Origin of the sequence: Chitinivorax tropicus (genome assembly GCF_014202905.1) — a bacterium.
GTDB lineage: Bacteria > Pseudomonadota > Gammaproteobacteria > Burkholderiales > SCOH01 > Chitinivorax > Chitinivorax tropicus.
Genome location: NZ_JACHHY010000030.1, coordinates 3,802 through 30,095, shown reverse-complemented (window position 1 = coordinate 30,095; position 26,294 = coordinate 3,802). Strand labels below are relative to the sequence as shown.

At 51.2% G+C, this 26,294-nt stretch carries 24 protein-coding genes; 22 read left to right on the top strand and 2 right to left on the bottom strand.

What is annotated here, in order from left to right; translation table 11 throughout:
• Positions 1–2: 2 nt before the first annotated feature.
• The 17 genes from HNQ59_RS17620 (at position 3) to HNQ59_RS17540 (ending at position 12,390) form a co-directional block, all read left to right on the top strand.
• Positions 3–1,115 (top strand): flagellar basal body P-ring protein FlgI, encoded by a 1,113-nt coding sequence (locus tag HNQ59_RS17620; protein ID WP_184041712.1) that lies wholly within the window; start codon positions 3–5, stop codon positions 1,113–1,115.
• A 20-nt stretch (positions 1,116–1,135) separates the two neighbouring features.
• Positions 1,136–1,513 (top strand): flagellar basal body rod protein FlgB, encoded by a 378-nt coding sequence (locus HNQ59_RS17615; protein WP_184041711.1) that lies wholly within the window; start codon positions 1,136–1,138, stop codon positions 1,511–1,513.
• Between the two features lie 2 nt (positions 1,514–1,515).
• The gene (gene flgC, locus HNQ59_RS17610; protein WP_184041710.1) at positions 1,516–1,953 is read left to right on the top strand and encodes a flagellar basal body rod protein FlgC; all 438 of its coding nucleotides are present in this window, start codon (positions 1,516–1,518) and stop codon (positions 1,951–1,953) included.
• Complete coding sequence (fliE, locus tag HNQ59_RS17605; protein ID WP_184041709.1) at positions 1,950–2,261, top strand: flagellar hook-basal body complex protein FliE; 312 nt, start codon at positions 1,950–1,952, stop codon at positions 2,259–2,261. The genes flgC and fliE overlap by 4 nt, the downstream gene beginning before the upstream one ends.
• 16 nt (positions 2,262–2,277) lie before the next feature.
• Positions 2,278–3,732: a flagellar basal-body MS-ring/collar protein FliF gene (gene fliF / locus HNQ59_RS17600; protein WP_246491070.1), complete on the top strand. Its 1,455-nt coding sequence runs from the start codon at positions 2,278–2,280 to the stop codon at positions 3,730–3,732.
• A gap of 23 nt (positions 3,733–3,755) precedes the next feature.
• Positions 3,756–4,283, top strand: a complete 528-nt coding sequence (locus HNQ59_RS17595) for a hypothetical protein (protein ID WP_184041707.1) — start codon at positions 3,756–3,758, stop codon at positions 4,281–4,283.
• A gap of 167 nt (positions 4,284–4,450) precedes the next feature.
• Complete coding sequence (locus HNQ59_RS17590) at positions 4,451–5,020, top strand: FliH/SctL family protein (protein ID WP_343074318.1); 570 nt, start codon at positions 4,451–4,453, stop codon at positions 5,018–5,020.
• Entirely contained in the window at positions 5,017–6,333 is a 1,317-nt protein-coding gene (locus HNQ59_RS17585) for a FliI/YscN family ATPase (protein WP_184041705.1), read from the top strand. Before HNQ59_RS17590 ends, HNQ59_RS17585 begins: the two co-directional genes overlap by 4 nt.
• Positions 6,330–6,809 (top strand): hypothetical protein, encoded by a 480-nt coding sequence (locus tag HNQ59_RS17580; RefSeq protein WP_184041704.1) that lies wholly within the window; start codon positions 6,330–6,332, stop codon positions 6,807–6,809. Before HNQ59_RS17585 ends, HNQ59_RS17580 begins: the two co-directional genes overlap by 4 nt.
• A complete protein-coding gene (locus HNQ59_RS17575; protein ID WP_184041703.1) occupies positions 6,793–7,686 on the top strand; it encodes a hypothetical protein in 894 nt (297 codons plus the stop codon). The genes HNQ59_RS17580 and HNQ59_RS17575 overlap by 17 nt, the downstream gene beginning before the upstream one ends.
• Positions 7,687–7,692: 6 nt before the next feature.
• Positions 7,693–8,088: a flagellar hook capping FlgD N-terminal domain-containing protein gene (locus HNQ59_RS17570; protein WP_184041702.1), complete on the top strand. Its 396-nt coding sequence runs from the start codon at positions 7,693–7,695 to the stop codon at positions 8,086–8,088.
• Between the two features lie 17 nt (positions 8,089–8,105).
• Positions 8,106–9,287 (top strand): flagellar hook protein FlgE, encoded by a 1,182-nt coding sequence (locus tag HNQ59_RS17565; protein WP_184041701.1) that lies wholly within the window; start codon positions 8,106–8,108, stop codon positions 9,285–9,287.
• Positions 9,288–10,064 carry a FliM/FliN family flagellar motor switch protein gene (locus HNQ59_RS19945; protein WP_184041700.1) on the top strand — a complete coding sequence of 259 codons (777 nt, stop codon included), beginning with the start codon at positions 9,288–9,290 and terminating at the stop codon, positions 10,062–10,064. It begins immediately after the preceding gene.
• 19 nt (positions 10,065–10,083) lie between these two features.
• Positions 10,084–10,422, top strand: a complete 339-nt coding sequence (locus HNQ59_RS17555; RefSeq protein WP_184041699.1) for a FliM/FliN family flagellar motor switch protein — start codon at positions 10,084–10,086, stop codon at positions 10,420–10,422.
• Positions 10,422–10,844: a flagellar biosynthetic protein FliO gene (locus HNQ59_RS17550; protein WP_184041698.1), complete on the top strand. Its 423-nt coding sequence runs from the start codon at positions 10,422–10,424 to the stop codon at positions 10,842–10,844. Before HNQ59_RS17555 ends, HNQ59_RS17550 begins: the two co-directional genes overlap by 1 nt.
• A complete protein-coding gene (gene fliP / locus HNQ59_RS17545; protein ID WP_184041697.1) occupies positions 10,837–11,604 on the top strand; it encodes a flagellar type III secretion system pore protein FliP in 768 nt (255 codons plus the stop codon). Before HNQ59_RS17550 ends, fliP begins: the two co-directional genes overlap by 8 nt.
• 33 nt (positions 11,605–11,637) lie before the next feature.
• On the top strand, positions 11,638–12,390 hold the full coding sequence (locus HNQ59_RS17540) for a sigma-70 family RNA polymerase sigma factor (RefSeq protein WP_184041696.1): 753 nt from the start codon (positions 11,638–11,640) through the stop codon (positions 12,388–12,390).
• 126 nt (positions 12,391–12,516) lie between these two features.
• Here the strand turns inward: HNQ59_RS17540 and HNQ59_RS19510 are convergent, their stop codons facing one another.
• A complete protein-coding gene (locus HNQ59_RS19510; RefSeq protein ID WP_221320283.1) occupies positions 12,517–13,191 on the bottom strand; it encodes a hypothetical protein in 675 nt (224 codons plus the stop codon).
• 1,030 nt (positions 13,192–14,221) lie between these two features.
• Between HNQ59_RS19510 and HNQ59_RS17530 the strand changes: the two genes are divergently transcribed.
• The gene (locus tag HNQ59_RS17530) at positions 14,222–15,172 is read left to right on the top strand and encodes a tyrosine-type recombinase/integrase (protein WP_184041695.1); all 951 of its coding nucleotides are present in this window, start codon (positions 14,222–14,224) and stop codon (positions 15,170–15,172) included.
• Between the two features lie 90 nt (positions 15,173–15,262).
• On the opposite strand, the gene HNQ59_RS17525 is transcribed toward HNQ59_RS17530, so the two are convergent.
• Positions 15,263–17,743: a M9 family metallopeptidase gene (locus HNQ59_RS17525; RefSeq protein WP_184041694.1), complete on the bottom strand. Its 2,481-nt coding sequence runs from the start codon at positions 17,741–17,743 to the stop codon at positions 15,263–15,265.
• 952 nt (positions 17,744–18,695) lie between these two features.
• On the opposite strand from HNQ59_RS17525, the gene HNQ59_RS17520 reads away from it, so the two are divergent.
• From HNQ59_RS17520 to HNQ59_RS17505, 4 genes are all read left to right on the top strand, one after another.
• Positions 18,696–19,307, top strand: coding sequence for a tetratricopeptide repeat protein (locus tag HNQ59_RS17520; protein WP_184041693.1), 612 nt, complete (start codon positions 18,696–18,698; stop codon positions 19,305–19,307).
• Complete coding sequence (locus tag HNQ59_RS17515) at positions 19,304–20,455, top strand: tetratricopeptide repeat protein (protein WP_184041692.1); 1,152 nt, start codon at positions 19,304–19,306, stop codon at positions 20,453–20,455. The genes HNQ59_RS17520 and HNQ59_RS17515 overlap by 4 nt, the downstream gene beginning before the upstream one ends.
• 46 nt (positions 20,456–20,501) lie before the next feature.
• A complete protein-coding gene (locus HNQ59_RS17510) occupies positions 20,502–21,035 on the top strand; it encodes a tetratricopeptide repeat protein (protein ID WP_184041691.1) in 534 nt (177 codons plus the stop codon).
• A 287-nt stretch (positions 21,036–21,322) separates the two neighbouring features.
• Positions 21,323–26,294: DUF6531 domain-containing protein (locus HNQ59_RS17505; protein ID WP_221320282.1), on the top strand; the 4,972-nt coding region annotated here is incomplete at its 3' end.

The following is a 26,294-nucleotide window of genomic DNA, read 5'->3' as shown; positions in this document are numbered from 1 at the left end:
GCATGCATAAGTTTTTCATCGGCCTCCTTGCTTTGTTATTGATAGTTGATATAGCAAATGCAGAGGGAGTCAGAATCAAGGATTTAGGACGTTTGACCGGTTGGCGTGAGAATAGTCTCTCTGGATATGGACTGGTGACAGGTCTCGCAGGGACTGGAGACTCCGCAAGCAATAAGGCAACCCGACAATCGATTGCCAATGTGCTGTCTCAGTTCGGGGTCAATTTGACGCCCGAGGAAGTCATCAGTCGTAATGCTGCGGTGGTAATGGTCAGCGCCAATCTAACGCCGTTCGCTCGGCCAGGTGACACACTGGACATTACCGTGACATCTCTGGGTGATGCCCGTAGCCTGGTTGGCGGTAGCCTCCTGGTCACACCATTGAAAGCAGTAAACGGCAAAGTGTATGCCCTTGCACAAGGCCCGGTTTCAGTCGGTGGTTATAAATATGATATGAATGGTAATGTTGTTCAGAAAAACCATCCAACAGTGGGCTCTGTCCCTGGGGGGGCAACTGTCGAAACAGGTGTGGTCAGCCGGTTGCTGGACGAAAACAATAAAATGACATTCCAGCTATCCAATCCGGATTTTACGACCGCCTCGCGTATGGCAGCATCCATCAATAGCGCTCTTGGTCGAAATGCGGCCCAGGCGCGTGACGCATCAGCTATTGAGATCCAGGTTCCGCAGGAGTATCTTGCGCGCGTCGTTGACTTTGTCACGAAGTTGGAAAAATTGACTGTAGAGCCAGATAGTCGTGCCAAAGTTGTCATCAATGAACGCACTGGTACCGTTGTAGCTGGGGGTGATGTTCGTATTGCCAAGGTTGCTATTACCCATGGTGAGTTGAAGATATCTATTGTGACCGACAACACAGTATCCCAACCAATTTTCGTACGTCAGACCGGTGCCGATGTCAGAACTGAGAATATTGCAAATTCACGTGTGGATGTCAGTGAAAGTAGAGAAACGGGTTTCATTAGCGCAACCAATAACACCGTGGCGGATTTGGTACAAGCCTTGACCCGTATCAAAACCAATACCCGCGATATCATTTCTATTTTACGAGCAATTAAAGCTGCAGGGGCGCTGCATGCCGAATTGGTCGTGCAGTAAATTCATTTCTAGAGAAACCTATGATCGATAAACCCCACCCAATTACGGTAAATCTGGTGTCGATGGCACTTGATGCAGCCAGCATGCGTCATCAAGTGTTAAGCATGAATATCGCCAATTCTACGAACCCAAGCTATCGACCTGCTCGTGTTAGCTTTGAAGATCAATTGGCTGCAGCTAGGGACGCACTTCAGGCAGGTCAAGCAATTGACAATCGTGCATTGTTCGGCGTTTCTCCGAAAATGATCAGTGATCTCTCGTTGACGGGGGGGCAAGCATCACTCGATATGCAGACAGCGGAATTGGCTAAGAATACACTTCATTATCAGGCATTGCTTAAAGGCTTGTCCAAGCATCTTTCCATCATGAGTACTGTCATTAACGAAGGAAAGCGATAAAGATGGATTACCGTAGCGCGTTCGCAATCAGTGCGGCAGGGATGAATCTGGAGAAAACCAGATTGGATGTAACTGCACTTAATTTGGCCAATATGCACACTACAGTTGGTCCAGATGGGAAATTGTTCCAACCGTCTCGCGTAGTGGCGAGCCTAAGAGCCGTCAATTTTGGACAGCAGTTTGACAATTTACTTACCAGCACAAATCTTATGTTGCCGATGGCAAAAATCGAGACGATGGAGGTGGCACCTCGGGTCATTCATGATCCAGGCCATCCTGATGCGGATAAGAATGGCAATGTTTCGCTGCCTGGCGTCAATCACCTTAACGAGATGATCAATATGATGAGCGCACTACGAGCCTATGAAGCCAATGTTGTTGCTATGAATGCGGCAAAAGTCATGGCGCAACGTGCGCTGGATATCGGGGCGACCTCATGAGTGCCGCTTTCATTGCACCTATCAATCCTGTACAGATTGAGCCAACTGCATTGATCAGCGCTTCGGGCACATTGGCATCAGCCCATCCACAAGGCTTTGCAGCATGGTTTGATGGGCAAGTTCATCAAGTCAACCAACAAATTGCTGCGGCTGATCAGGGGCTGCAGAAGCTGGCATTGGGCGATGCCAGTAATCTCCATCATGTCATGTTGCAATTGGAGGAGGCCAAGCTGTCTGTTCAACTGTTTGTTCAGATACGCAACCGTATGTTGGAAGCTTATCAAGATGTAATGCGGATGCAGATGTGAGGACATATCAGTGACCATGATTCAGCAGTTTTGGCAAGGCCTTGAGCAAAAGGGCCGTATTGGATTGGTTGGCGGTTTGGTGGTTATTCTTGCCATCACGATTGGAATGGCATATTGGGTGTTCCGGTCAGATTATCGTGTGTTGTTTTCAGGCCTATCCCCACAGGATGGTTCAGCTATGGTTGCTGAGTTGGATCGAATGAAAATTCCCTACCAACTTGAGCACGGTGGTGAAACGATCCTTGTTGCAGCCGAAACAGTCCATAAAACCCGCTTGCAATTGATGGGTAAAGACATCCCACTGCACGGTTCTGTTGGCTTTGAGTTGTTCAATAATAATGACTTGGGCGTAACTGAATTTGCTCAAAAAGTCAATTATCAACGTGCCCTGCAAGGGGAAATCACCCGTACCATTCTCGCTATAGAGGAAATTCAAGCAGCGCGTGTACATTTGGCTTTGCCAGAGCAAGGACTGTTCAAGAGAAACGGTGCCGTCCCCAAGGCATCGGTTACGGTCACAGTCAAACCTGGGCGCCAGCTGGAGCCTGAACAGGTTCGCGGCATTCAGCGGTTGGTATCCTCCTCCGTGAATGACATTCGACCTGAAGATGTGACCATCATTGATCAGCATGGTGTGGCATTAACCAAGGCCAAGCGCCCGGATGGTAATGAACACCTATCGCAGGACTTGGTCGATCAAAAGAAAAGTCTTGAGGATTACTTGACCAGGAAGTTGGACAGTGTATTGGAGCGTACCTTTGGACAAGGGCAGGTAATAGCCAGTGTCGATGTGGTGTTCTCAGATCAGCATGTCAAGCGGACCACCGAAGATGTGTTGCCTGCAGCAGGGAAAAGCGAATCTCAACAAGGTCTTGTGGTGCGTGAACGCCAGACCAAGCGTAGCAATAGAGCCGGGGATGGCGATCTCGCTTCTCCGATAGCTGATGGTGCAGATCAACGCGAAACCGAGTATCAAATTGGACGCCGTGTAGAGCAGACGGAACGTGCACCGGGTTCGGTGGAGCGCATCAGTGTTGCGGTGATATTGCGGCAGTCTCCAGGCGAGACACAGCTGGAAAGATTGCAGAATGTTGTGTCCAACGCCATAGGGCTGAATCTTGATCGAGGCGATACGGTGGCAGTCTACTCTGCTAGTCAGTTAGCTGTGTTGCCTGGGCATCAAACTGGGCAGATTGAGAAATCGCTTCTTTCGAAGATACCTGATCCTACTGAAAGTAAGGTATCGGCACCAGAAACACGGTCACCACTCCTTAGGTCATGGCAGTGGGTTGTAACAGCCTTGTTGGGCAGTTGTATCATGCTGTTCATCCTGATCAAATTGTTCGGGAAACAACGCGCTGTAACTACTCAACTCAGTCTGACCGCCGATGAGCGTGAAGTAGCGCTGAAACGTATTCAAACCTGGATGAAAGAAGATGGAAATGTATCTGACCAGGGAGTAGCACTGTGAGCGCCAGGAAAGCGGCACTGAGCTTGTATGCGCTTGGCACAGCAGATCAGCAGTGGATTCTGTCGCAACTCGATGATGCTGAACGTCAGCAGCTGGAATGCTATCTCAAGGAATTGCAGTCATTGGGGATACCGGCAGACCCAGAGCTGGCTTCAACCATCATCCGACCTGAAGTAAAACCGACGCTGGCACATCCCGCACTTTCGGATACAGCGCTTCGCTTCAAAGAGCAGCTCGACGAGATACCCATGTCCCATATCATATCTGTTCTCAGGCAAGAACCAGGTTGGATGTTGGTGCCACTATTGAGATTAGGTCCCTGGCCCTGGCAAGCGTCGTTGCTGTCGAGCTTGGATGAGGATCGACGAGTAGCCCTGGTTAGCGCTTTGCATGCTGAATCCCCTGTGCCAGCGGAATTTGCTTTGGCTTTGTTGAAAGCACTGCAAACCAAGGCGATCTCGCTTCCTAAGCAATTGGATCGAAGTGCCCCTGAAGCTTCTGCAGGTGCCCCGTCTCCCTTGTTACGTTGGGTCCGAAAATGGCTCCCATAATCCGCAAACCGCAAGTTCTACCAGAAAAGCGGGTCGTTGGTTCTCGCCTAATTGGACACGCGGTGGGAAATCCGCAGCCACAACCAACCAAACCTATCGAAGGCAATGTAGCAGCAGGCGCTGCTGCCCCTCAGAAATCACCCAGTCCGGAACCTAGATTGGATAAGGTGGAATTTGATCGACAAGTCAATTTGGCGAAACAAGAAGCGATCAGAGCAATTCAAGTTGAAGCCGAGGCGATCAAATCCAAGGCACATGAAGCTGGATTTGCTGCTGGGTTGAAAAAAAGTGAAGATCAGGCCGCGCAACGACATGCAGAGTTGTTTAAACAAGTGGAGCAGCTTGGGCAGCGTCTATTAGCCCAATGTAAGCAAGATCAATTGATACTTGAAACCGAAGCTGCAGCAATCGCTTTTGAGGTACTCTGTAAGCTGGCCAGTCAACGTCTACTGCAGCCCGATGCCATTGACGCAATGGTCAGAGAAGCCCTGGGTCATGTAAATCAACGAGGTATCCTTGCTGTCAGATTGAATGGTGATGATCTGGCCATGTTGCAGCAATATGGCGATCGGAGCACGGTGAGCGCATTGCCATTACAGTGGCTAGCCGATGATACCTTGCCACGGGGTGGCTGCGTGGTGGAAACCACACTGGGGGAGCTGGACGCAAGGCTGGATCACCAACTTGAGCAGTTAGCCAAAGTGTTGCGTACTAGTGTTAGAGGGGACAAGCAGTGACCTCACGATTTCGTGAAGCCATTTCAGCTGCAAAGTTCTACCGGCGCATCGGTTCCATAGCAAATCTATCGGGTTTGAGCATTGAAGCCAGAGGGCCAGATGCGGCAATAGGCGAAGTGTGTGAAATCATCCCTCGGCATGGAGGTGCATTGCTTCGTGCGGAGGTGATCGGCCTACGTGAAGATCGAGTCGTGCTGATGCCATATGGTGACACCCGTGGTGTGGGCGTTGGATGTGAAGTCTATGCCACTGGCCAACTGCCAGACATCGCAGTTGGTGACGCTTTATTGGGCAGGGTGATTGATGCATTTGGCAACCCTTTGGATGGTGGTTTGATGCCAGTGTTGCAACAGCGTAGACCACTACGCAGCCCTGCACTGAATCCACTTCGACGCCCTCGTATCCGTCATATCCTCGAAACCGGCGTACGTGCGATTGATAGCCTGCTTACCTTAGGGCAAGGCCAGCGGGTGGGCATCTTTGCAGGAAGTGGTGTCGGCAAGAGCACCTTGCTGGGTATGATTGCCCGTCATGTATCGGCGGATGTCAATGTGATCGCCCTGATTGGTGAGCGAGGTCGAGAGGTAAAGGAATTCATCGAGAACCATCTGGGCGAATCGGGTCTGAAGCGCTCTGTCGTCATAGCCGCGACAGCTGATCAGCCCGCCCTGGCTCGTGCGCGGGCCGCCTATGCAGCAACGTCGATTGCTGAGTTCTTTCGGGATCATGGCAAGCAGGTTTTGTTGACCATGGATTCCGTCACCCGCTTTGCCATGGCCAAACGGGAAATCGGCTTAGCTGCGGGGGAGCCCCCCACCGCACGAGGTTACACCCCTTCTGTCTTTGCTGAGCTGCCGGAACTTTGCGAGCGCTGTGGTACAGCTGACTCGGGTGGGGCGATTACTGCACTCTATACGGTATTGGTCGAAGGGGATGATTTCAACGAACCCATCTCTGACATGTTACGCGCCACACTGGATGGCCATCTTGTACTTTCTCGTAAATTAGCCCATACCGGCCATTTTCCAGCCATCGACATTCTGCAAAGTGCAAGCCGGTTGCTGACAGATCTGGTGGTACCACAAGACATTAAGGTGATACGCCAAGCAATCGCACAACTAGCGGTGTTCGAACGCAATAGAGAAATGATCGATATCGGAGCGTATCGCTCTGGAAGTAATCCGGAAATCGATATGGCCATCAAAATCATCCCCGCATTGAGCGCATTGCTCTGTCAAGGGGCAACCGAGCACGTTTCGCGTGCTGCAGCGATTGAGCAGCTACATCAGATCTGCGTTGGAGGAATGCAGTGAAGGATCGGCGTGGTTTTCGCTATCCACTTGAATCCTACCATAAGGTTTGCGCCTGGGAACTTGAGGAGAAGAAACGGGAAATGCTTGACCTTGCGGCTCAGGAGAGGCTGCGAATGGATGCATTTCTACAAGCAGATCAGGCATTTGGCAGCACGCTCGATTTGCTACGTGGTGCCGGTAATGCGACCGTCGCATTGGATCCTGTCACGAGGGGGCTGTGGTTGCAATATCTCGGTCAGCTGCATACCGAAAGACAGGCTGCTAGTGAAGCTGTGAAAACTGCGGAGCAATTGCGTGATGAGGCTTTACAACGATATACCACTCAACATCGGTACCTGATGGGCCTGGATGCGTTTCATGATCGCGCGCTACGCGATTTTGACCAAGGCATGGCGGCCAAGGAGGCTGCAAAACTGGACGAGGCATGGCTACAAGCAGCACATTGGAAGTCGGTGAAAAATGCGGATCAAGAATGAATTACCTGTGCGCCATTTGATGGCAGGGCAGGGCCCAGATGCGCAGCAGCTACAGAATACTTGGTTGCATCAGCTGGAGAAAGCGCAATTGGCATTGCTACACACCCCTCATCAGATGCGGCAGGCGGAGAACAGGCATGGTGCGGCAATGCGTCCTGACCTAGGGACGGACTTTCTCACAGAAAATGACAATCAGCAGGGCGAAGCTGAAACTGAGAGTAAGAACGACACTTTCATGCCTTCATCAAGACCAACTACGATGACGGCTGAGGCCGAAAACTGGGTGAATGTAAGGAATGTAGTGACCCCTTCGTTGGCTACACCCAGCTTCAGTACATGGGTACCAAGTGTATATCTGAATTCATCCACTGCTCATACCGCAGGTGAGCAGCCGCAGGGAGGGGAGCCTATTGTCGCCAGCTTCAATCACCACGCCTCAGAAAACCGTCACTTCGGAGCCCAGCTCATTTCAATGGAAACACCGCCGGCGCACTATCATCAGCCTGAATCCATTATTAGCCAGTCTGCAGAGGTGTCTGGTCAGAAAACAGTGGCGGGGGAGCCTTGGGCAAAACGACATATGCATCTATTTCAGTCTGTTGAAGGAGTCCGAGTCTGGATTCGTGACAGTGAATTCAACACCAATATGTTAGGCATGTTGATAGATGCTCTCAAAGAGCAGCTGGGGCAGCAGGGTCTACAGTTGAGCGAGCTGACATTGAATGGCCAGAAAGTCAAACTAGACGGCACATTCAGTAGAGCAATATTATCCTCTGGGCGTCAAACAGATACAGCCCAGCATATCAATGATTCAAATAAGCTATCGCCGGATGAAATCCAGCGGTTAGTCGAACACACCATTCAATCGCTTGGATGACACATTATGGCCATCAACTCCATCAGTAATGCCGCAGCCAACCTTCAGGGGGCCGGCTTGGGTTTGCAAGATCTACTTAAAATCCTGTTAACTCAACTTACATATCAAGATCCCCTCAAGCCCATGGATAATCAGGAGTTCGTTGCCCAAATAGCACAATTCTCCGCACTTGAGTCGGGCCGCCAAGTCAATGAGAGGGTCGATCAACTTCTGAGTATTCAGTCTACGAGTCAGACAATCGGGCTGTTGGGCAAAACCATCGAGGCACAAACGGCATCAGGAAAGGTGGTTGGGACGGTTTCTTCCCTGACACTGGTGGATGGCAAGCCCACCATGACATTGAATGCTAATGGACAGCTTTTTACTGGCATTACATTTGCCGATCTGTTGTCCGTTCGATAGCTATTACGAGGTCTATTATGATTGATACCATTTTTATTGGGATGTCAGGTTTATCCAGCTATTCCCGTGGTTTGAAGGTGATTAGCAATAATGTCACCAATCTGAATACGCCTGGCTTCAAAAGTTCACAGCTTCAGTTTGCCGATCTGTTCTATCAGGGCAGTCAGCAAGGTTTGGGGGAAGGAAGAACAGGACACGGAGTTGGAACATTTGGTACCAACCTCAATTTCAAGACGGGTGACATTCGAAGCACTGGCAACGAGCTCGATTTGGCGGTTGATGGTCAAGGATTCTTTGTATTGAAGGATGCCAAAGATAAGTTGATTTATACCAAGGCTGGCCAATTTGATTTCAACGCTGATGGTGTATTGGTCAGCCGCAATGGGGGGGAGAGGGTCATGGCGCTGGCGGAAGGGGGGCGTCTGGATGAGATCCGTCTGGATGGGAAACGTACCAATCCGCCTCAAGCCTCAACCAAGCTGGTTTTATCGGGCAACTTGAATCCTTCATCAACCACCTACACAATGGAAAATGTTGGGGTGTTCGACTCTGCGGGCCAGCAACACCAACTGAAGCTGACTTTTACCAAGGAAGCCAACAATACCTCAGACCCCATCACCTGGACGGTAGTTGCAACGGAGGGTTCTGCTACTGTTGCAAGTGGTAGTTTCAAGATAAAAGACCTCAAGCCTATGGCAGGTGCGGATACCATTGACTTGAAGTTCACACCGGCAGGCGCTGTGCCCTCGACGGCTGTCCTCACATTAGGGCCAGATGTCCGTGGTGATGTCTTGGGGGCAACATCGTCACTTAGCATATCTCAGAAAGATGGTTTCGCATCTGGTTCGTTGATCAAACGCACATTTGATGCCGATGGTAAATTGGTTTTGACCTACTCCAACGGACAAACCGACAAACCATTCCAACTGGCTTTGGCTGAGGTCAGTGATACTCGCGAGCTGGTGCAAGAGGGAGCAAATCAATTCCTGATCAAAAATCAGAACGCGCTCAGTTACCATATTGCTGGAAATGGCAAAGATCGGATAATTGGCGGATCAGTTGAGGTGTCAAATGTTGACCTGTCCCAAGAATTTAGTGACTTGATTCTCAATCAGAGGGGTTACCAGGCATCATCGCAAATGGTAAGTACTGCCAACGAAATGATTCAACAGCTATTCGACATGAAGGGGCATCGTTAAGTGGACGTAAGGCCATTTTTCCTCCTCAGCCAGTCATATATTGCCGGATTGAAATCACGAATCCATGCGATTGTTCAGCAATGGGAAAATAGCTGGGGTGTACAATTTCCGGATACGTTGCAAATCCACTCGCCGCTGATGTTGCAAAGCCATGATCGCCAGGGGACTTGGCAGGCCTGGACCGGTCAAGCCGGGTTGTCACTTCTGGTGAAAGGGAATGAGCTAGAGCAGTTCTGCGATAGGCTTTTATTTGCAAGCCGTCGCCAGGCATCTTTGGCTGATCGCCATCTGGAGTCTGGGCTTGCGCCTATTGTCGCTAAACAGGCTGCGATGGACTTCTTACAGCAGGTGCTTTGTGCCATTTCCGAGGTGCCCTATCAAGCCGAATGCCGCGAAAAGTCTGTAGTACTGGCTGATGAGATATTTCAACCTGGGGCAGATGCGGTATTGATCTGCTGGGTCGAGGCCAATGGCAGATCCCTGAATATTGTGGCTACTGGACTGCCAATGCCAAATACCCGCTCGTTGGGACGGCCAAATCAGTCATGGCGGCAGGCGCTTGGTAAGCAACATCTGCAACTGAAAGTCGAGCTAGGCCAGGTGGAGTTGACAGTGGGACAGATCGAGACCCTGCATTTGGGTGATGTGGTGAAACTGGAGCAACCATTAGACAAGCCGTTATTGGTCCGTGATGACAAAGGCGAACCCATTTTCCAGGGGCACCCTGGCAAGCAGCATGGCCATCGCGCTATCTCGTTGATTAAATTGAAAGCATAAATTTCAGATGGTGATGACCATGAGTGATAATAACGACAGCAACGCTATTGAAAACACAACGCAACTTGTTGATCTGCCTGAACTGAAGAATCCTGTGAAAGCTGGTGCATCATTACTCGGATCGAATGCGACTGTTATCCGCAACGTCAAGGTCAGATTGGCAGCTCAAATTGGCAATGCAGATCTACTGGTTTCAGACTTGATGCAAATGAAGGAAGATACAGTCGTCAAGCTGGATAGGCTGATTGATGAGCCGGTTGATTTGATATTGGATGATCACGTCATTGCTAGAGGCCAACTGGTTGCGGTGGGTGATCATTTTGGTGTCCGAATCACTGAGCTACCCCAGGAAAATTGATGCGTCATTTGCTTCCGGCCATCATGACTGCTTGCCTGCTGATGGGGGCGGCTACGGTTGAAGCCGCCCCCATCGAATCTCCTCCTTCGGTAGGTGGTTCATCCATTCCATTTAAGCGCCCCTCACCTGGTGAAGATAGTATGGTGGCGCGTATGGTTGGTGCTCTGGCCATCGCGGGCCTATCGGCGCTGGGAATCGCTTTATTGATCCGACGATATGGTCTCAAGATCACGGGTTCAATGCGGCCATCCAAGCGCCTGGTTCTGCAGGAGCGTCTGCGAGTATCACCCGGTACTCAGCTCCTAGTGGTTCGTTTTGATGAAACAGATCTGTTGATTGCGGAGAACGCCAATGGCGTTACCATTCTGCAACGACATCGTCAATGCCCACCTTGTCAAGAAGAGAAAACCATCGATGTTTGAATTGAAATGCCACCGTGTTGTGCTGGTGGTGGTTGCTGTATTTATCACATTCATCTCTTGTCCGACTTTTGCAGCCAATGCAGGTGGCATCAGTTTGCCCGGATTGGAAATTCGGTCTGTTGGTCAAGGTCTGGATGCTGCCAACTCGGTTAGGTTGCTCCTGGCGCTGACTGTGTTGAGCTTGGCACCTGCCATCCTGATTTCCATGACCGCATTCACTCGTATCATCATCGTGTTGTCACTGTTGCGACATGCAATGGGGATGCAGGAAACACCCCCTAATACAGTACTGATCAGTCTTGCGCTATTTTTGACATTGTTCACCATGTCGCCTGCTCTCAAAGAAGCGAACCAGACAGGATTTGAGCCCTATCTACAAGGAAAGATCAGTACCGAGCAAGCTATGGAACGAGGCTTCAAGCCATTTCGTGAATTCATGGTCAAACAGACACGGGAAGAGGATCTGGCGTTGATGGTTGACATTTCACATAGCCCACAACCTAGAACCATCGACGACATCAGTAATGTGCAGTTGATCCCTGCTTTCATGTTGTCGGAATTGCGCGCTGCTTTCCAGATCGGCTTCATGGTATTTCTACCATTTCTATTGGTTGATTTAATCGTCTCTGCCATCCTGATGGGGCTTGGTATGATGATGGTACCACCCATGACTATTTCCTTACCGATCAAACTGTTGATGTTTGTGCTGATTGATGGTTGGAATATCCTGATTCGGGCTTTGCTGGGTACATTTCACTAGCATACCTCGCCAAGTAAGTAATATCTGCAGACGATGCGACAGAATAGTTCGCCATCCTGGGAGAAATGGGATAAAGCTGAAGAGCAGGTACTCTGGGAGCAGGCGCGCGCGCAGTGTACAGATGCGAGGGAACGGTTGATTGGCAATTACCTGCCCTTCGCAAAGATGCTTGCAGCCAAACTGTATGCACAGCGCACTACTGACGAGATTGATTTCTCGGACTTCCTGCAATTGGCTTCCATTGGCCTGATAGAAGCAGTTGATCGATATGATCATACAAGCAATGCTGCTTTTACGACCTATGCCAGTTATCGGATCAATGGTGCCATTCTCAATGGATTGGAACATTACACTGAGCGACAAAAGCAGTTACAAATTCAAAAGCGTATTCGTGAGCGGATTCATTCCATTGATACCAAGGCCTCATCCCAATCTGACCAGGTAATGGCCTCATTTGAGCGAATTGCTAGCGTCGCAATTGGGCTGGCACTTGGCATGATGCTGGAGGAAGATGGAATGTATGTGACGGAGGAAGTTGCTGCGCCGACTGCATATACATCCTTGGAGCTATTCCAATTGAAAAAACATCTCCATGTTTTGCTGACAAAGCTTCCACACCGGGAAGCACAAGTCATTCGATATCACTATATGCAGCAATTGTGTTTTGAGGAGATCGGCAAGATCATGGGCGTGACGCGAGGCCGTGCATCTCAATTGCATCAGAGTGCGCTAGCCAAACTACGTGCGGAAATGGCAACAAGCAGGCCGCTGAATCTTATCTGCTAGGCCCGTGCCTGCATAACAAATAATGATTTATATCGCCTTGGGAGAAGGGCCAGGCACTTTTTGGAAGTGCTGGCCTTTACCTTTGTAATATTCTAGCTCGGGTCTATGGCTGAACAGAATCTAGACTTACTTGGCACCCTGGCTGACAATACTCATCGAAAGTGTTGCTGATCCACCGCTTGCCTGCTTCGTTGCCATCCAGAAGTTATGGTAGAAGCCATTTACTGACCACTTTGTATCTGGGTCGCCAGCGCGTGTGAAGTTCTCAATTGATCCGTTCAAAGTTTTTACGTCGTCGTCGCTCAGCGCTGTTTTGGATGTCAACACGATGACAGCTGCGCGAGATTGTTTGCGCATTGGCTTGGCTGTGAATTTCTGTTTTGCCAGCATATCTTTGAGCTGTTGTAAGTCATACTCATCAAAGCCATCTGCAATAAATTGACCACCTTGCCCTGCCCATTGTGGGTTTTTAGCTACTTTGATGGGCAATAAACCAGACTCTTTCAAGTCATCTTCTGTCATCAAACCAGCCACAAACAATTCCAGTGGTGAATAGGGCAGGGTGTTGCCGCCATTCGCATTGGTACCAAAGCCATTTCCCTTGCTGTTGGATGCTTTCCAGGTATTGGCTGCCACCTGTTTCAAGGTACTTTTATCAAACCCCCCAAGCTGTCCATTGACGCTTGAAAACCCCCAGTGACCACTATCGGAAGTCGGCAGAAAGAAATTGCCCCATTGGTGCATGATTTCGTGCAGGACAGGGGAATTTCGGACAGCATCTGTCAAATAGGTGATGTGCATTGTTCCCAGCAATCTCGGGCAGCTTGAGCCAGTGCATGACTGCGTGCTTCGGGAGGATGAAATGTAGTAGCCATAGGCCATATCGACTGGTTTTTCTGGCGTGTCAATCACCAAGAATATGAAGTCATATTGGTCAGAAAACACTTTCTTGAATTCACTTGTGACCTTGCCTGTGTCATAGGTGGGGATGCCATCCTTTTGGGTCAGTAGTGCTTGGAAGTCATTAGGCTGAAGTTGGTAGCTTAATACGCAATCGCCTGCATAGGTTCTGAATGGGCCAACTTGCGCGACTTTCGGTTGGGCGGTACAACCACTTGGTTTATCCGCCGTCGCCCCCGGTGGTGTAGGTGTAGGTGTAGGTGTAGGTGTAGGTGTAGGTGTAGGTGTAGGTGTAGGTGTAGGTGTGGGTGTAGGTGTAGGTGTAGGTGTAGGTGTAGGTGTAGGTGTAGGTGTAGGTGTGGGTGTGGGTGTGGGTGTAGGTGTGGGTGTAGGTGTAGGTGTGGGTGTAGGTGTGGGTGTAGGTGTAGGTGTAGGTGTGGGTGTAGGTGTGGGTGTAGGTGTGGGTGTTGAAGTTGGAGGAGGGGTTGTGCTGCCGGCTGGAGATGAATCACCACCACCGCCTCCGCCGCATGCTACCAAGCTGGTTGCTACTACTGTTGCAACACCTACTGTGTAAAGGTTTGATTTAAAATGAACAGCCCAATTTCGCATGCCTGCTTCCCTTTGAAGTGTAATCAAGATATTGAGAAAATTATGAATTTCTGATGTGCCAGTGAAAACGCCACCGCTACTACTCATGTGAGTTACTGCTATGTTCTTACATGTGGAATCAATCAAGTGGGCGAGAAGTATAATTCGAAAGGCTGCATTTGCACAACGCATAAATTATTGTTTTTAAATGGAAAATATCATCGCCAAACTGACGAAAATTGCTTTATTCCGACAAAATACGTCACATGCCTTCTTGACGCACCGGTTTCGTAAGGCTTGATCAAGACTATTTACACGACCATTTTTGGAGTAGTCTGCAGTGGAAAGACTGGCCTACTATATTGACGCAGCAACGCGCATCAATACCAAGCGCAGTTATCAATCAGCCATTCGCCATTACGAGGTGGAATGGGGTGGTTTTTTGCCCGCCACGGCAGAAGATGTTGCCAAATATCTGGCTGATCATGCAGCGATTCTGACCGGCAATACACTTAAATCGCGCCTGGCGGCTTTGGGCCAGTGGCATCAGTCCCAAGGCTTTCCAGATCCGACCAAAGCCCCATTGGTTCGAAAGATCATGAAAGGCATCCGCATGATCCATACACATGTCGAACGACAAGCCAAACCACTGCAATTGGATGTATTGACACAAACGGTCAGTTGGTTGGACGAACAGATTATGCGGTCAGATGCACAACAGCCCTGCTTGCAGCATGTGCGTAACAAGGCTTTGCTGCTGCTGGGGTTCTGGCGTGGGTTCAGAAGTGATGAGCTGGTCAGACTGAGGATTGAGCATATTCAGATCCAGACCGGGCGTGGCATGGTTTGCTTTTTGCCCACGTCAAAAGCAGATCGAGACAACCGAGGGCGACGTTATCAGGTTCCTGCCTTGAAAACACTTTGCCCTGTCGATGCATGTGAGGCTTGGCTGGCGCTGGCGGGGCTGAAAGCAGGGCCGCTGTTTCGGGGCGTAGATCGTTGGGGGCGAATCAAACCCGATGGGCTACATGTCAACAGTATTGTCCCATTGTTGAGAAGGGTACTTGCTGAAAGCGGCAATGCGTTACCGGAGTCCTACACCAGTCACTCATTGCGGCGTGGCTTTGCAAATTGGGCGATTGCAAATGGATGGGACATCAAAACGCTCATGCAATATGTGGGCTGGCGAGATCTTAAATCCGCCATGCAATACGTTGATGCAACAGATCCTTTTGTTGCTTTCAACGCCAAACTCACACTGATGGGTTCACCAGAAGATGACCAGAGTTGAGATGCCAACTCTCTCGATATGGTCAACCATAAGACTGACACTGGACAAATATTACCCAGTGTCAGTCAGTATTACAGGCAGCAGAGTTGATTAATTATCAAACGTCATCCAAGCATTGATGCCAGAAATCGGCTGACTGGTTGTCAAGGTCATGCTGTACCATGCGAACCCAACAGGAGATGGAATATTGAAGCTCTCGCTATTACCTGGCTGCATGGACTTATATTGGAATCTGTTTGCATCTGGGTAATAGCCTGTCGCCAAATAAGCATCTATATTGCCACTTCCGCCACTGGTTTGAATCCTCAGGTTTTTGGCGCCAGTCGGTACCCAGATTGACAAATAGATGGGTTGACGCTGATCACCTGAAAGATTGCGGACGATACAACCTTTCTCAAGGACTCGCCGATCACCGCAGTCCGGCAAATTTGGCGTGGGCGTCGGAGCTGGTGTTGGGGTGGGGGTTGGGGGCGGAGTTGGTGTAGATCTGGGCAGGGGTGGCTCACCGGTGGTGCTTACGGTTTGCGCCCAGCTGACGAACTCGGCATCGTAGCTGGTACCGATCTGCTCCTTATCCTTTTTATAACCAGCATAATCACCAGTGCGGAACTTGGACAGCATGGAATCGAGATCACTGCGGTGACGTTCATTCATGAATCGAACGGCCATATAACCCCAATCATAAACTCGGTTCTCATCCCAGACCGGCATATCATAGGAGTTTTCAAAAATCTCACTCAAGCGGAATTTATTGGTTTTGGCTGAATCAATGGCAGGTTGATTGTCATTCTTTTTGGCAATATATTCAGCCACCCCCTCCATCCACCATGCTGTCGGCGTGACAGATTTGTAATCTTGAAAACCACCCTTCATATTGAATCGAGCGTCAAGATAATGAGTGTATTCGTGCTCAAGATTTCTGATATTGAGTTTGGCAGGGTCCCAGGACTCCTCATATGCAAAAAAGCGACTTTCACTCTTACTCGGATCGCCCTCAATATAAATGCCACCATTGTTGACATCTATATCAAATATCAGATCTGCATATAACGTATAATTGAGCTTATTATCGAATACCACTACTTCCAACTGATTATTATTGTCTCCCGCTACCGGAGTACGCTTGGTAGGGAACATCTCATGGAAGTATGATTCTTTAGTAGATAACGTCTGGCAGGTAGATTGCATCTGTTGCTGGGTCATCTCCTCTGCCCTGATTCTGATCGTGGGGCTGCAAGTATAATTGTTGACCAGAACAGCAGTTGAGATTTTCTGCTTGTAATCACAAGTGCCATAGAAGCTGCAATTATCCTTATCATAAACCCGAACCGCCCTTACCGCTGGGGCCCACAATATCCGATCTTTGCCGGTGATTTGATATTTCCTTACAAAATCTCTGATGATCGGTGATACACGTGGCCGGAGCGATGGGTACTGCATGAATCGGAACAGCTCTCCAGCGGTATCCTTCAAAAGGAAAGTAAGATTTGGCGAATCCAGCAGCCTGGGGTTCTTCTCAAGAAAGTCCCTGAGAGCCGTGAAATAGGAATCATCCTGCAGGAAAAGCGCTTTTGCGTCTTCATGCCCATGTGCAAAATAATAAACAGTCAATATGGCAGAAAATGCTCTTTCTGCTTCAACATGACTCATCTGATCTGCCGCATTCACATTATTTGGTGAATTGGTCAGTGATGCAATCAATTGCCTGATGCGAGGTAGATACGGCTCATATTGATGAAGATTGGTAATCAGATAAAGTACTTCTGAGGCTGTTGTAGGCGCAGCAGCATTCTGAGCCAGTAGAAATTGGCTGCTAAGTAGCGAATCAATCGCCGGGCGAATTTGACTGTTGAAGTTGGCTGGCGGGGCCAATTCCTTGTGCGAGTCAGCGGCCAGTAAGCCAGCCCTCAAGAAAAGGATCAAATTGGCAGCAGCGCGCGTAGTTGCATTATAACGAGCTGCTTCCTGACTTAGCCGTGTGGCAACAGCTTCGTAATTCTCCTTTGTATACAACTTACTCCGAATAGTATTCTGAGCGGAGAATAAGCCATAAGTACACTCTACGTCTTTCAAATCAGCAACATAGTTGGCCAATGCCACCCCACGTTGCTCAGCCATTTTGGCATAATCCAGACATGAATCATTGGCATTTAAGGCCATCGCAGATTTGCGCAAGCTCTGCTTGGGTAATGCTATCTGCTGTCGAGATAAATTTGGAATGGAATAGCGGATGTGCTCAGGCACATCTGTGTCAGCTGACAGATCTTTGCGGCTGACGCCAGCATCGGCATAGACCGTGGTGCCAATGCAAAGACTGCTTACCAATGCCCATAGCACGCTTCGAGACAGTGGAGGGGTCAACATATAAGGTCTCCTTACCTTGGTGTTTTTTGATTTTTTGGATTGATAGTAATGGAAACCACAGATTAGAAGGGTCAATTCTATACAACGGGCAAAAAAAGCCCCTTGCATTGAATATTGCAATGCACAATTAAATAACCGACCTAGTGTCACCATTACTGTGTAGGAATATGCGCCCCGCAAATATATCGCGTATTGTAAAATACGCATGTAAATTCATTGATTTTTAACAAATTAAGATAAAAAAAATCCCTTGCTTGTCAGGGTTATGCCTGTTATGAGGCATTAAAAATAATCTCTGTCAGCGTTCAAAATTTGCCTTGAGGGGCTGGTGGTGTGGGCAGGTCGCTAGGACGATTGGGCCAGGTGACTTGATCGATTGGCGTGAGAAGCTTGCTGAGTTGAGCGGGATGTTGGGAATGTCAATTTATTCATTGTATGAAGACTGGTTGGCAAAATGGTGCCTATTGTCTTGGATGTGTCTCGCTGGCAGGAGTCTCGCATCCATTTTGACCGCGAGAGCAGGGGAAGTCTTTGGATATACGCAGCAGCTGGTGTGGTGGTGGGCCTAGTGCATGTCCACGGTAACCAGATATAAGCACTTGTGAGATACAGGAAGGCATTAGATCGACTGGCGAGTTTGTTGTATTGGGGGCAATACGACGGAGCTACTTGAGGCGATTGAAGATGCACGCCGCGAGATGGTGTGCTTGATAAAGGTACTCATCGACAGGCCGCTTGTGCTTCCGGTTGCGATGGGCCGTAGTATTGGCAAGAGCCCCATTGCTTCGATGCAACCGGCCAGCTTATTGCTGTCATAGCCCTTGTCAGCCATCACTGCGGTGGTTGGCATGTCTTCCACGAGGGCGACGCCTTGGGTGAGATCGCTCTCCCGCCTTGGTCTGTCGAGTTGCCAGGAAGTAAATCGGCAATTTGTAACCATTGTTCATCGTTCAACATTACCCGATCCATGGATTACACCCAGATTCCAAGGAGTAAACACAAATCAGCTACTGTGAACAGACCCTGGGTTATGGTTTTACCTGAGCATGGCAATGGTCAACATTTTGTGCAGCTCGTGGTGGATTTGTCTCTAAAATTTGATTTGGACTATACAGTGCCACGCCTCATCAGGATATATTAGTCCTAAGACCTGAACTGCGTGAAGGAAAAGACCTTGGAAGAGATGTTGAATGTGGAAGAGTTGTTGCATCTGGCACTGGAGGCGAGTGGTCGGGAGCGTTACGATCTGTCGATCGGATATTTGAAACAGGCTTACGCAAAGGCCTGCGAGGAGCCGGACGATGTGTCGATGCGGCCTGAGATTCCGTTTCTGTTGGGTGCGCAGTATGCCCAGATCAAGATGTTTGATGATGCCAAGCGCTGGATGCGAGAGGCGGTGGCGCTCAATCCACAGTTTGACATTGCCGTATTCCAGCTGGGGCTGTTGGAGGTATTAAGTGGCGAGCAGCAGGCTGGTGAAGTGACATGGGCTGGGTTGGATTACCTGCCGGTCGAGCATGCCTTGCGATCCTTCCGTGACGGGCTGCTGGCTTTGTCCTATGAGCGTTATGGCGAAGCCATTGAGCATTTGAGGCAAGGTTTGGTGACGGGTCTGGACAATGCGCCGTTGCTGGCGGAGATGCAGCGTATCCTAAGCAATGTCGAAGCACAGCAGGCGACACAACCAAGCGATGCTGAAGCCACCCCCGACGGGGTGAGTCCGGAAAGCGGGGCAGAAGCCCATATCCTGTTAACGGCATATCGCACATGAGCGCGACCCAGGCCGAGCGTGAGGCCCAGCTGTCACGCTATCGACATTTCCTGACCTTCGACCCAGACAATCTACAGTTGCTGGGCGATGTAGCCGATCTCAGTCTGAGTCTCGGGCAATTCGCGCTTGCTGAACAAACGCTTGACCATGGATTGACGCTGCAGGCAACTCACCCTCGTCTTCGTAACCTACGCGCCTTGTTGGCTTTTCAGCAACAAGACTGGATATTGGCGACAGATTTACTGAGCAGCTTGCTGGCAGAGCAAGATGATCCTGCTCTTCGCTACAATTTGGCGTTTGCTTACTACCAACAGGCCGATTACGCCCGAGTCAAGCGGCTGTTGAATGAGGTGCCTATTGACTGGCTGGCTTTGCCGCAGGCTGCTCACCTGTATATTTTGACGCTGCACCAACTGGGTGAGCTGGAAGCTGCGATTGCGCTGGCTGAACAGCTGATGCCTGATCGGCAAGGTGATGCCGATTTGGCTGGTATGTTGGCTCTCTTGCTACTTGATCACGACAAACCCGTGGCCAGTCAGCATTGGGCAGCTCAAGCCTTGCAATGGCAGGCAGATCAACCTTATGCATTGTTGACTGCGGGTACTTTGTCGATTGGGCAGGGTGAGCCAGGTCAGGCCATTTTGCAGTTTGAACGTATCTTGGCGCGGCAGCCCAATAATGGTCGTGCTTGGTCAGGACTGGGTGTTGCCCACTTGGCACAGCACGATCTGGTGCAAGGTCGTGCCTCGCTGGAAGAGGCTGTCCGACATATGTCCGACCATATTGGTACGTGGCATGCATTGGCCTGGGCGCAGCTGTTGCAAGGTGATTTGGCGGCAGCCGACCAGAGCTTCCAGTGTGCTTATGACTTGGATCCGAACTTCGGTGAAAGCCATGGTGGGCTGGGGCTGATGGCTTGGTTGCGAGGGGACCTGGCGACAGCGGAGACTTGGCTGACCAAAGCACGCCGATTGGCACCAGGTAGCATGGCGGTGCGGTATGTGGAACTGCTGAAAGCACAACAACGTGGTGAGAGCGAGACAGCCCAGGCTATCCTGCAGCGAGCGCTGGCGGATCTGCCAACCCTGGGCACAGGCACTTTGGAAGAAGTCTTGCGCAACCAACCGGGCAGGAAATCGAAATCGTAATTGGCAGGGTAGCAAGGGCTGACCTGCAATGTAATTTGGAAAGACCATGGACGCATTGGATGTATTTGATATGGAAGAACTAATGGCGCTGGCGCAACGTGATCTGAATTCGGATCGATTGGACGCAGCGCTGGCGAAGCTGAAGCGGGTGTTGGCCATGGAAGGCCCAATCCCGGTGATGGCTTTGTCTATGGTCGCTCGTCTCTACGCCCAGCTAGGCCTGTTGGAGCGGGCACTGGATTATTTCACCCAATACCTGAGTCATCGTCCAGGTGCCTTGGAAGAAACCTTCCAACTTGGTATGGTGCATTACGACCTGGGGCAACCCCGGGAAGCAGGGCAGTACTGGCAGGTAGTGCTGGAGCAAGCTCCAGCCCATCCCCCTGCCTTGTTCTATAGCGCGCTGTTGGCCTCGCAGGCCGGGGATCTGTCGCAAGCCAATACATGGCTGGACAAGTTGATAGCCAATGTGGCTCCCGACAACCTATATGTGCTGCGTGCCAATGAATTGCGTGATCAAGTGAATCACCAGGTTGCGCTGCTGAATCAATTGGGCGACGAGCCTACTTTACCCAACTAGCGAGGTTGTGCCTGATGTGAACAGGCACCGCATCCCTATATTCCGTTGACAGGACAATCTAAATGGAATCGCGAGGCTTTGGATAGCCTGCGAGGGGATTCCTTTTCCTTGCGTTCCGTGTCGGGGCATGGAAAAGAATAGGTCAGCGTGTGATGCATGTGCATGGTTGCACTTGGTGAGGGCATATGTAGTCGCATCAGATTGGGCTGACTCAAATCAATTTAGCGGCGTGGTCGGGTGTTACCACGTGGCGTCAAATCAAAAAGAAAATTCAGGGAGTATGAAACATGGTCACGATCACGAACGGTAGTCAGCTGGGGATATTGTCCGGCATGCTGCAAGCCGCATCGGGGCGGGTGGAGTTTGGTCAACAGCAGACGGGCATTCACGTGAATGTCGCGACGGGCAACCTGGTGATTCAAGATCGTGACGACTGGCTGAAAGGTCGAGGGCTGGGGCTGGGGGTACTGCGGACCTACAACAGCCAAGGACAGCTGGATGATGATAACCACGACAACTGGCGGGTGGGACTCTACAAACAGATCCGGATGGAAAGTGGTGCGCTGAATCAAATGCACAGCACTGTGATCCGGATCCGTGAAGATGGTAGTGAAGTCCGTTACCGGTACGACTTGTCTAGCCAAGTTTATCTCAGCGACGATCTGGCAGTTGAGCGTGGCAGCCTGACCCGTCAGGGCAGTGAATGGCACTGGCGGAACGAAACTGGTACGGTAAGCGAGCGCTACGATGCAGATCATCAGGGGCGCTTGCTGGAAACGGCTGATCAGGATGGTCAGTCGTTGCACTACAGCTACAACGCAGAAGGTTTGTTGAGCCACGTGGAAACAGCCAGTGGTGAGCGTGTCTACCTGGATTATGATGGTCTGCTGTTGACACAGATTCGTCGCCAACTGGTCGATGGCACGGAACAGATCCGTACGCGCTACAGCTATGATGCGCAGGGCCGACTCAGTACCTTGACCGTTGATTTGAGCCCGGAAGACGACAAGATTGAGGATGGTGCGGTCTATCAAACCCACTATACCTATGAGGGAGATAGCCTACGGTTGTCGAGTCTGCACCAGACCGACGGCACCACCATGCAATTCACCTACATCGAGCACCAGCCTGGTGACTGGCGCCTTGGCAAGATTGATGAGGGTGCAGGGCGGGTGACGACTTTCAGCTATCAGGATCAGGCGGCACGTGACCAATATCAAACGGTATGGGTCGAATCGCAGGCCTTAAAGGATGGCCGGTATGTGGTGCAGGCTGGTGACACCTGGGAGCTGTTAGCAGGTCATCTATATGGTAACAGCCGAGCTGCCGATGCTTTGCGACGAGCCTTGTCTTCCCCGGATCTGCAAGCGGGTACCCTGCTGGATGTTCCGCCTAGCTTATTGTTCAAGAACCAGCAGGGCCAAGGTGGTGAGACGATCCTCACCGATCCCCTGGGGCAGCGGGTCAGCTACCGCCATGATGCGGCAGGCCGGGTGACCGCGATAAGTCGCCAAGTCAGCAGCCCGGATGGCTGGTGGCAACATCAAGAACAGGTCAACTACCGCTATGACGCACAAGGTCGGTTGATCAGCCAGACCGATGCCCAAGGCCAGACCCGGCAGTTCCGTTATGATGGAGCCGGCAACTTGATTGAAGAGCGCGACGCCAGCGGCCTGCGCCTCACCCGGCGTTACGACGGGGCTAATCGGTTGGTGGCGGAAACCCGCTACCAATATCGTGTTGCTGACGCGCAGACCTTCGATGTCCTCGGTCAGCAATCGGTGCATCGTTATGTCTACGATAATCAAGGGCATCTGCGATTTGATATCAGCGCTGAGGGCCGGGTCACTGAACACAGATACAACACACAAGGGCAACGACTGAGTACCCTACGGTATCGAACAGCCCGTTACGACCTGAGCCAGGTGGGTCAAGACACAGACCTGACCCAAACCCAGCTGACCAACTGGGCGGTCAACCAAGACCTGACCAGGTTGGAGCGGATCGACTATCAGTATGACTTCCGTGGGCAGTTGGCGGCAGAGACCCATTATCAGGTTACGGATGCGGCGGGTCAGGGAATGGCAGCCGGACAAAGCCGCACTGAATACATTTATGATGCCAGTGGTCGACTCCTGAAAAAGATCGATCCATGTCAGGTGGGCCATGTCAATGACTATGTGTATGATGGTCTGGGGCGTTTGACGCTGAGCCGGGATGGTGATGGTGCGCTGACCCGCACCCGGTATGACGATGTCGCACATCAGATCTATATCGAATCAGCTCAGGGGCTGATCACCACTCAGCTGTACGATGAGCAGGGGGATCTGGTTCTCATCCAGCAACAAGATGGCAGTGGCCGCCAGCTGGGGAGTGAGCGACGATATTATGATGTGGTTGGCCAATTGCGGGTGGTGGAAGATGCTGTTGGCAAATATCGATGGTATTTCTATGATGAAGCCGGTCGCAAGAATGGTGAAGTCGATAGTGAGGGGCAGGTCATTGCTTATTACTATGACTATGCTGGCCGTCTCAATCATCAGGTCACCTTTGCCAAACCGACCGGTACCCCGGTCAGCGAATGGGTCGATGGTGAGGGCAAGCCTCTACTGGTCGATATCACGCAAGTGGGGATGGCATTTGCTGAGATCTCGGCGGCAGATCGTCACCAATGGTGGATCTATGATCAGTCGGGGCAGTTGGTCAAAGAGATCGACAATGCAGGACAAGTTACCGAATACCGCTATGATGGCGCTGGCCGTAAACTGGCGAGTGTTCGTTATGCGCAGCAGATTGATACCAGCAGCCTGCGCACTGTGCGCTCTACACATGATCAAACCCTACTCCAGGACGTCCCCAGCCCGGGCGCGGCCATAGGCGACCGGCTGACCCGGTTGGTCTACGATGATGATGGCTTACTGGTTGCCAGTTTCGACATGGCAGGCTATGCCACCCGATATACCTATGATGCGGCGGGGCGACGGACCCAGGTAACCCGCTTTGCACGACCGATCGAGGTAGGCCGCTTGGCGCAGGATTCGCTCTGGCTGACAGGCCAGCCACTGGCAACTTTGCTGCCGGTGGAAGATGAGCAAGACCAACACAACTATCGCTATTATGATGGGCAAGGGCGGCTGATCGCTGAATTGGATGCCGAACGCTATCTGACCGAATGGACCTACGACGCAGCTGGCAACAAGCAGACCGAGACCCGCTATGCTACACAGGTTCAGCCTGGTCAGACCACATTGGCCACACTCCGCCCTGCCGCGCACCCTGCAGATCGACAAACCAGCTATCGCTATGATGGAGCGGATCGGTTACTCGAAACCCGCAATGCAGAAGGTACCATCACTCGTTATACCTATGACGTAGCGGGGCGTCTGCTAGCAAAGCAAACCGCTGCCGATACTGATGAGCATCGCCAACAGACCCGCCGCTATGACGTGATGGGGCGCTTGGTGGCAGAGTTGGATGGCGAAGGCAGCGAATACCTGCTGGCTGCCAAAACCACGGATGAAGTCGAACAAGTTTGGGCGCGCCATGCCACTCACTATGCATACGATTTGGTTGGGCGCCGTCTCAGCCAGACTGATGCCCAAGGCCACCGCACACTCTACTATTATGACGCTGCAGGCCGACAGACCCACGTCATCAACGCTCTGGGCGAAGTCAGCGTCAACCGCTATAACACTCTGGGCCAGCTGCAGGAGAGCCAGCAATATGCCAATCGTATCAGTGTGGCTGGTTTGTTGGGTGGTTTGGTGGACGGAGAGCTACAAGACCGCCTTATTGCCCTGATCGATCCGCAACGTGACCGGACGATCCGCTATGGCTACAACGCTGCTGGCTTATTGGAGTCCACCACCGACGCCCTGGGCTATACCACCCGTCAGACCTATGACGCATTTGGCCAGCTGCTGTCTATCACTCGTGATCTGGGCAACCAGCAGACCAGCGCCGAACACTACGCCTATGATGCTCAAGGGCATCGCATCACCACTTATCAGGACGCCACCGGTCTCAACCTGGTGATGCAAGATCGCTATGATGGTTTTGGTCGTCGCCTGACTCATACCGATGCCCATGGTCATACTACTCATTATGAATACGATCGTCTGGGGCGTGTGCTGGTACAGACCGACCCATTGGGTGGGTCGACCCGGTTTGAATATGACGCTTGGGGTCGGGAGGTACGCGTCACCAATGCCCTGAATCAGACCAGCACTTACCAATATGACACCCAGGCACGTGAGCTGATCCAGACCCTGCCGGGCAATATCCGCACTATTACCCGCACCAACCGTCATGGCGACAACCTACGCCTGGTCGATGGTAATGGACAGGCAACAGAATTCCAATACAACCGGAATGGTCAACTGACACGGATCATAGATGCTTTAGGACAAACGCAGACCAGAGACTATGACGGACGAGGGCAGCTTACCCTGGAAACCAACTCATCTGGTAATGCGATCCGCTATCAGTACGACATTGTTGGTCGTGTCCTCAGCAAAACCATTGATCCCACAGGCCTCAAACTGACCACCCGTTATGACTATGACGCCTTTGGCCAGCGCATCACCGAGACCGATCCAGATGGGCGACAGATTCAAACCGACTACGATCGCAAAGGCCAGATTTGGCGGGTGATCAAGGATCCAGCGGGAATTGCCCAGGAAACCCGCTATGAATGGGATGGCCGAGGCAAACAGACCAAGATCATACAGGGGCAGTCTGGAGGGGTGGAACAGATCACCTTGCACCGCTATGACGCCCTGGGACGTCTAGTGACCCGTGTCGTTGATCCGAAAGGGTTCAGGCTGACCACCCACTTCGAATATGACGCACAATCCAACTTGATCCGCAAGACCGACGCCAATGGCGTGACAACTCGCTACGTTTATGATGCCAATGACCGGTTGGCGTTCACCGTCAATCCACGGGGGGTAGTAGAGGAAACTCAATACGATGCATTGGGTCGGGTCATCGGCACCCGCATCTATGATGCTACCCCCGGCTTGGGTGAAATCGAGCGCTTCCAGAGCCGGCAGATCATCCATCATCCCGACTTGCCACTGCATTTGCTGAGAGATACCCGCTTCCTGGAAGCGGACTTCAACGGAGATGGTCGGCAAGACCTGCTGGAGATCCGCCATGATGCCAATGGCGATGCGGTGGCCAAGCAATGGCTGGCGAACGGTGCTGGGTACAGCGAAGGGCCGAGCGTGGTGTTGGGGCGCTGGCAGGCAGATGCGC

Bases quoted from the DNA above. Each gene is read 5' to 3' on its own strand.
- HNQ59_RS17620 (WP_184041712.1), top strand. From the start codon at position 3: ATGCATAAGTTTTTCATCGGCCTCCTTGCTTTGTTATTGATAGTTGAT.
- HNQ59_RS17615 (WP_184041711.1), top strand. From the start codon at position 1,136: ATGATCGATAAACCCCACCCAATTACGGTAAATCTGGTGTCGATGGCA.
- flgC (WP_184041710.1), top strand. From the start codon at position 1,516: ATGGATTACCGTAGCGCGTTCGCAATCAGTGCGGCAGGGATGAATCTG.
- fliE (WP_184041709.1), top strand. From the start codon at position 1,950: ATGAGTGCCGCTTTCATTGCACCTATCAATCCTGTACAGATTGAGCCA.
- fliF (WP_246491070.1), top strand. From the start codon at position 2,278: ATGATTCAGCAGTTTTGGCAAGGCCTTGAGCAAAAGGGCCGTATTGGA.
- HNQ59_RS17575 (WP_184041703.1), top strand. From the start codon at position 6,793: ATGCGGATCAAGAATGAATTACCTGTGCGCCATTTGATGGCAGGGCAG.
- HNQ59_RS17570 (WP_184041702.1), top strand. From the start codon at position 7,693: ATGGCCATCAACTCCATCAGTAATGCCGCAGCCAACCTTCAGGGGGCC.
- HNQ59_RS17565 (WP_184041701.1), top strand. From the start codon at position 8,106: ATGATTGATACCATTTTTATTGGGATGTCAGGTTTATCCAGCTATTCC.
- HNQ59_RS17555 (WP_184041699.1), top strand. From the start codon at position 10,084: ATGAGTGATAATAACGACAGCAACGCTATTGAAAACACAACGCAACTT.
- HNQ59_RS17550 (WP_184041698.1), top strand. From the start codon at position 10,422: ATGCGTCATTTGCTTCCGGCCATCATGACTGCTTGCCTGCTGATGGGG.
- fliP (WP_184041697.1), top strand. From the start codon at position 10,837: ATGTTTGAATTGAAATGCCACCGTGTTGTGCTGGTGGTGGTTGCTGTA.
- HNQ59_RS17540 (WP_184041696.1), top strand. From the start codon at position 11,638: ATGCGACAGAATAGTTCGCCATCCTGGGAGAAATGGGATAAAGCTGAA.
- HNQ59_RS19510 (WP_221320283.1), bottom strand. From the start codon at position 13,191: ATGCACATCACCTATTTGACAGATGCTGTCCGAAATTCCCCTGTCCTG.
- HNQ59_RS17525 (WP_184041694.1), bottom strand. From the start codon at position 17,743: ATGCGTATTTTACAATACGCGATATATTTGCGGGGCGCATATTCCTAC.
- HNQ59_RS17515 (WP_184041692.1), top strand. From the start codon at position 19,304: ATGAGCGCGACCCAGGCCGAGCGTGAGGCCCAGCTGTCACGCTATCGA.
- HNQ59_RS17510 (WP_184041691.1), top strand. From the start codon at position 20,502: ATGGACGCATTGGATGTATTTGATATGGAAGAACTAATGGCGCTGGCG.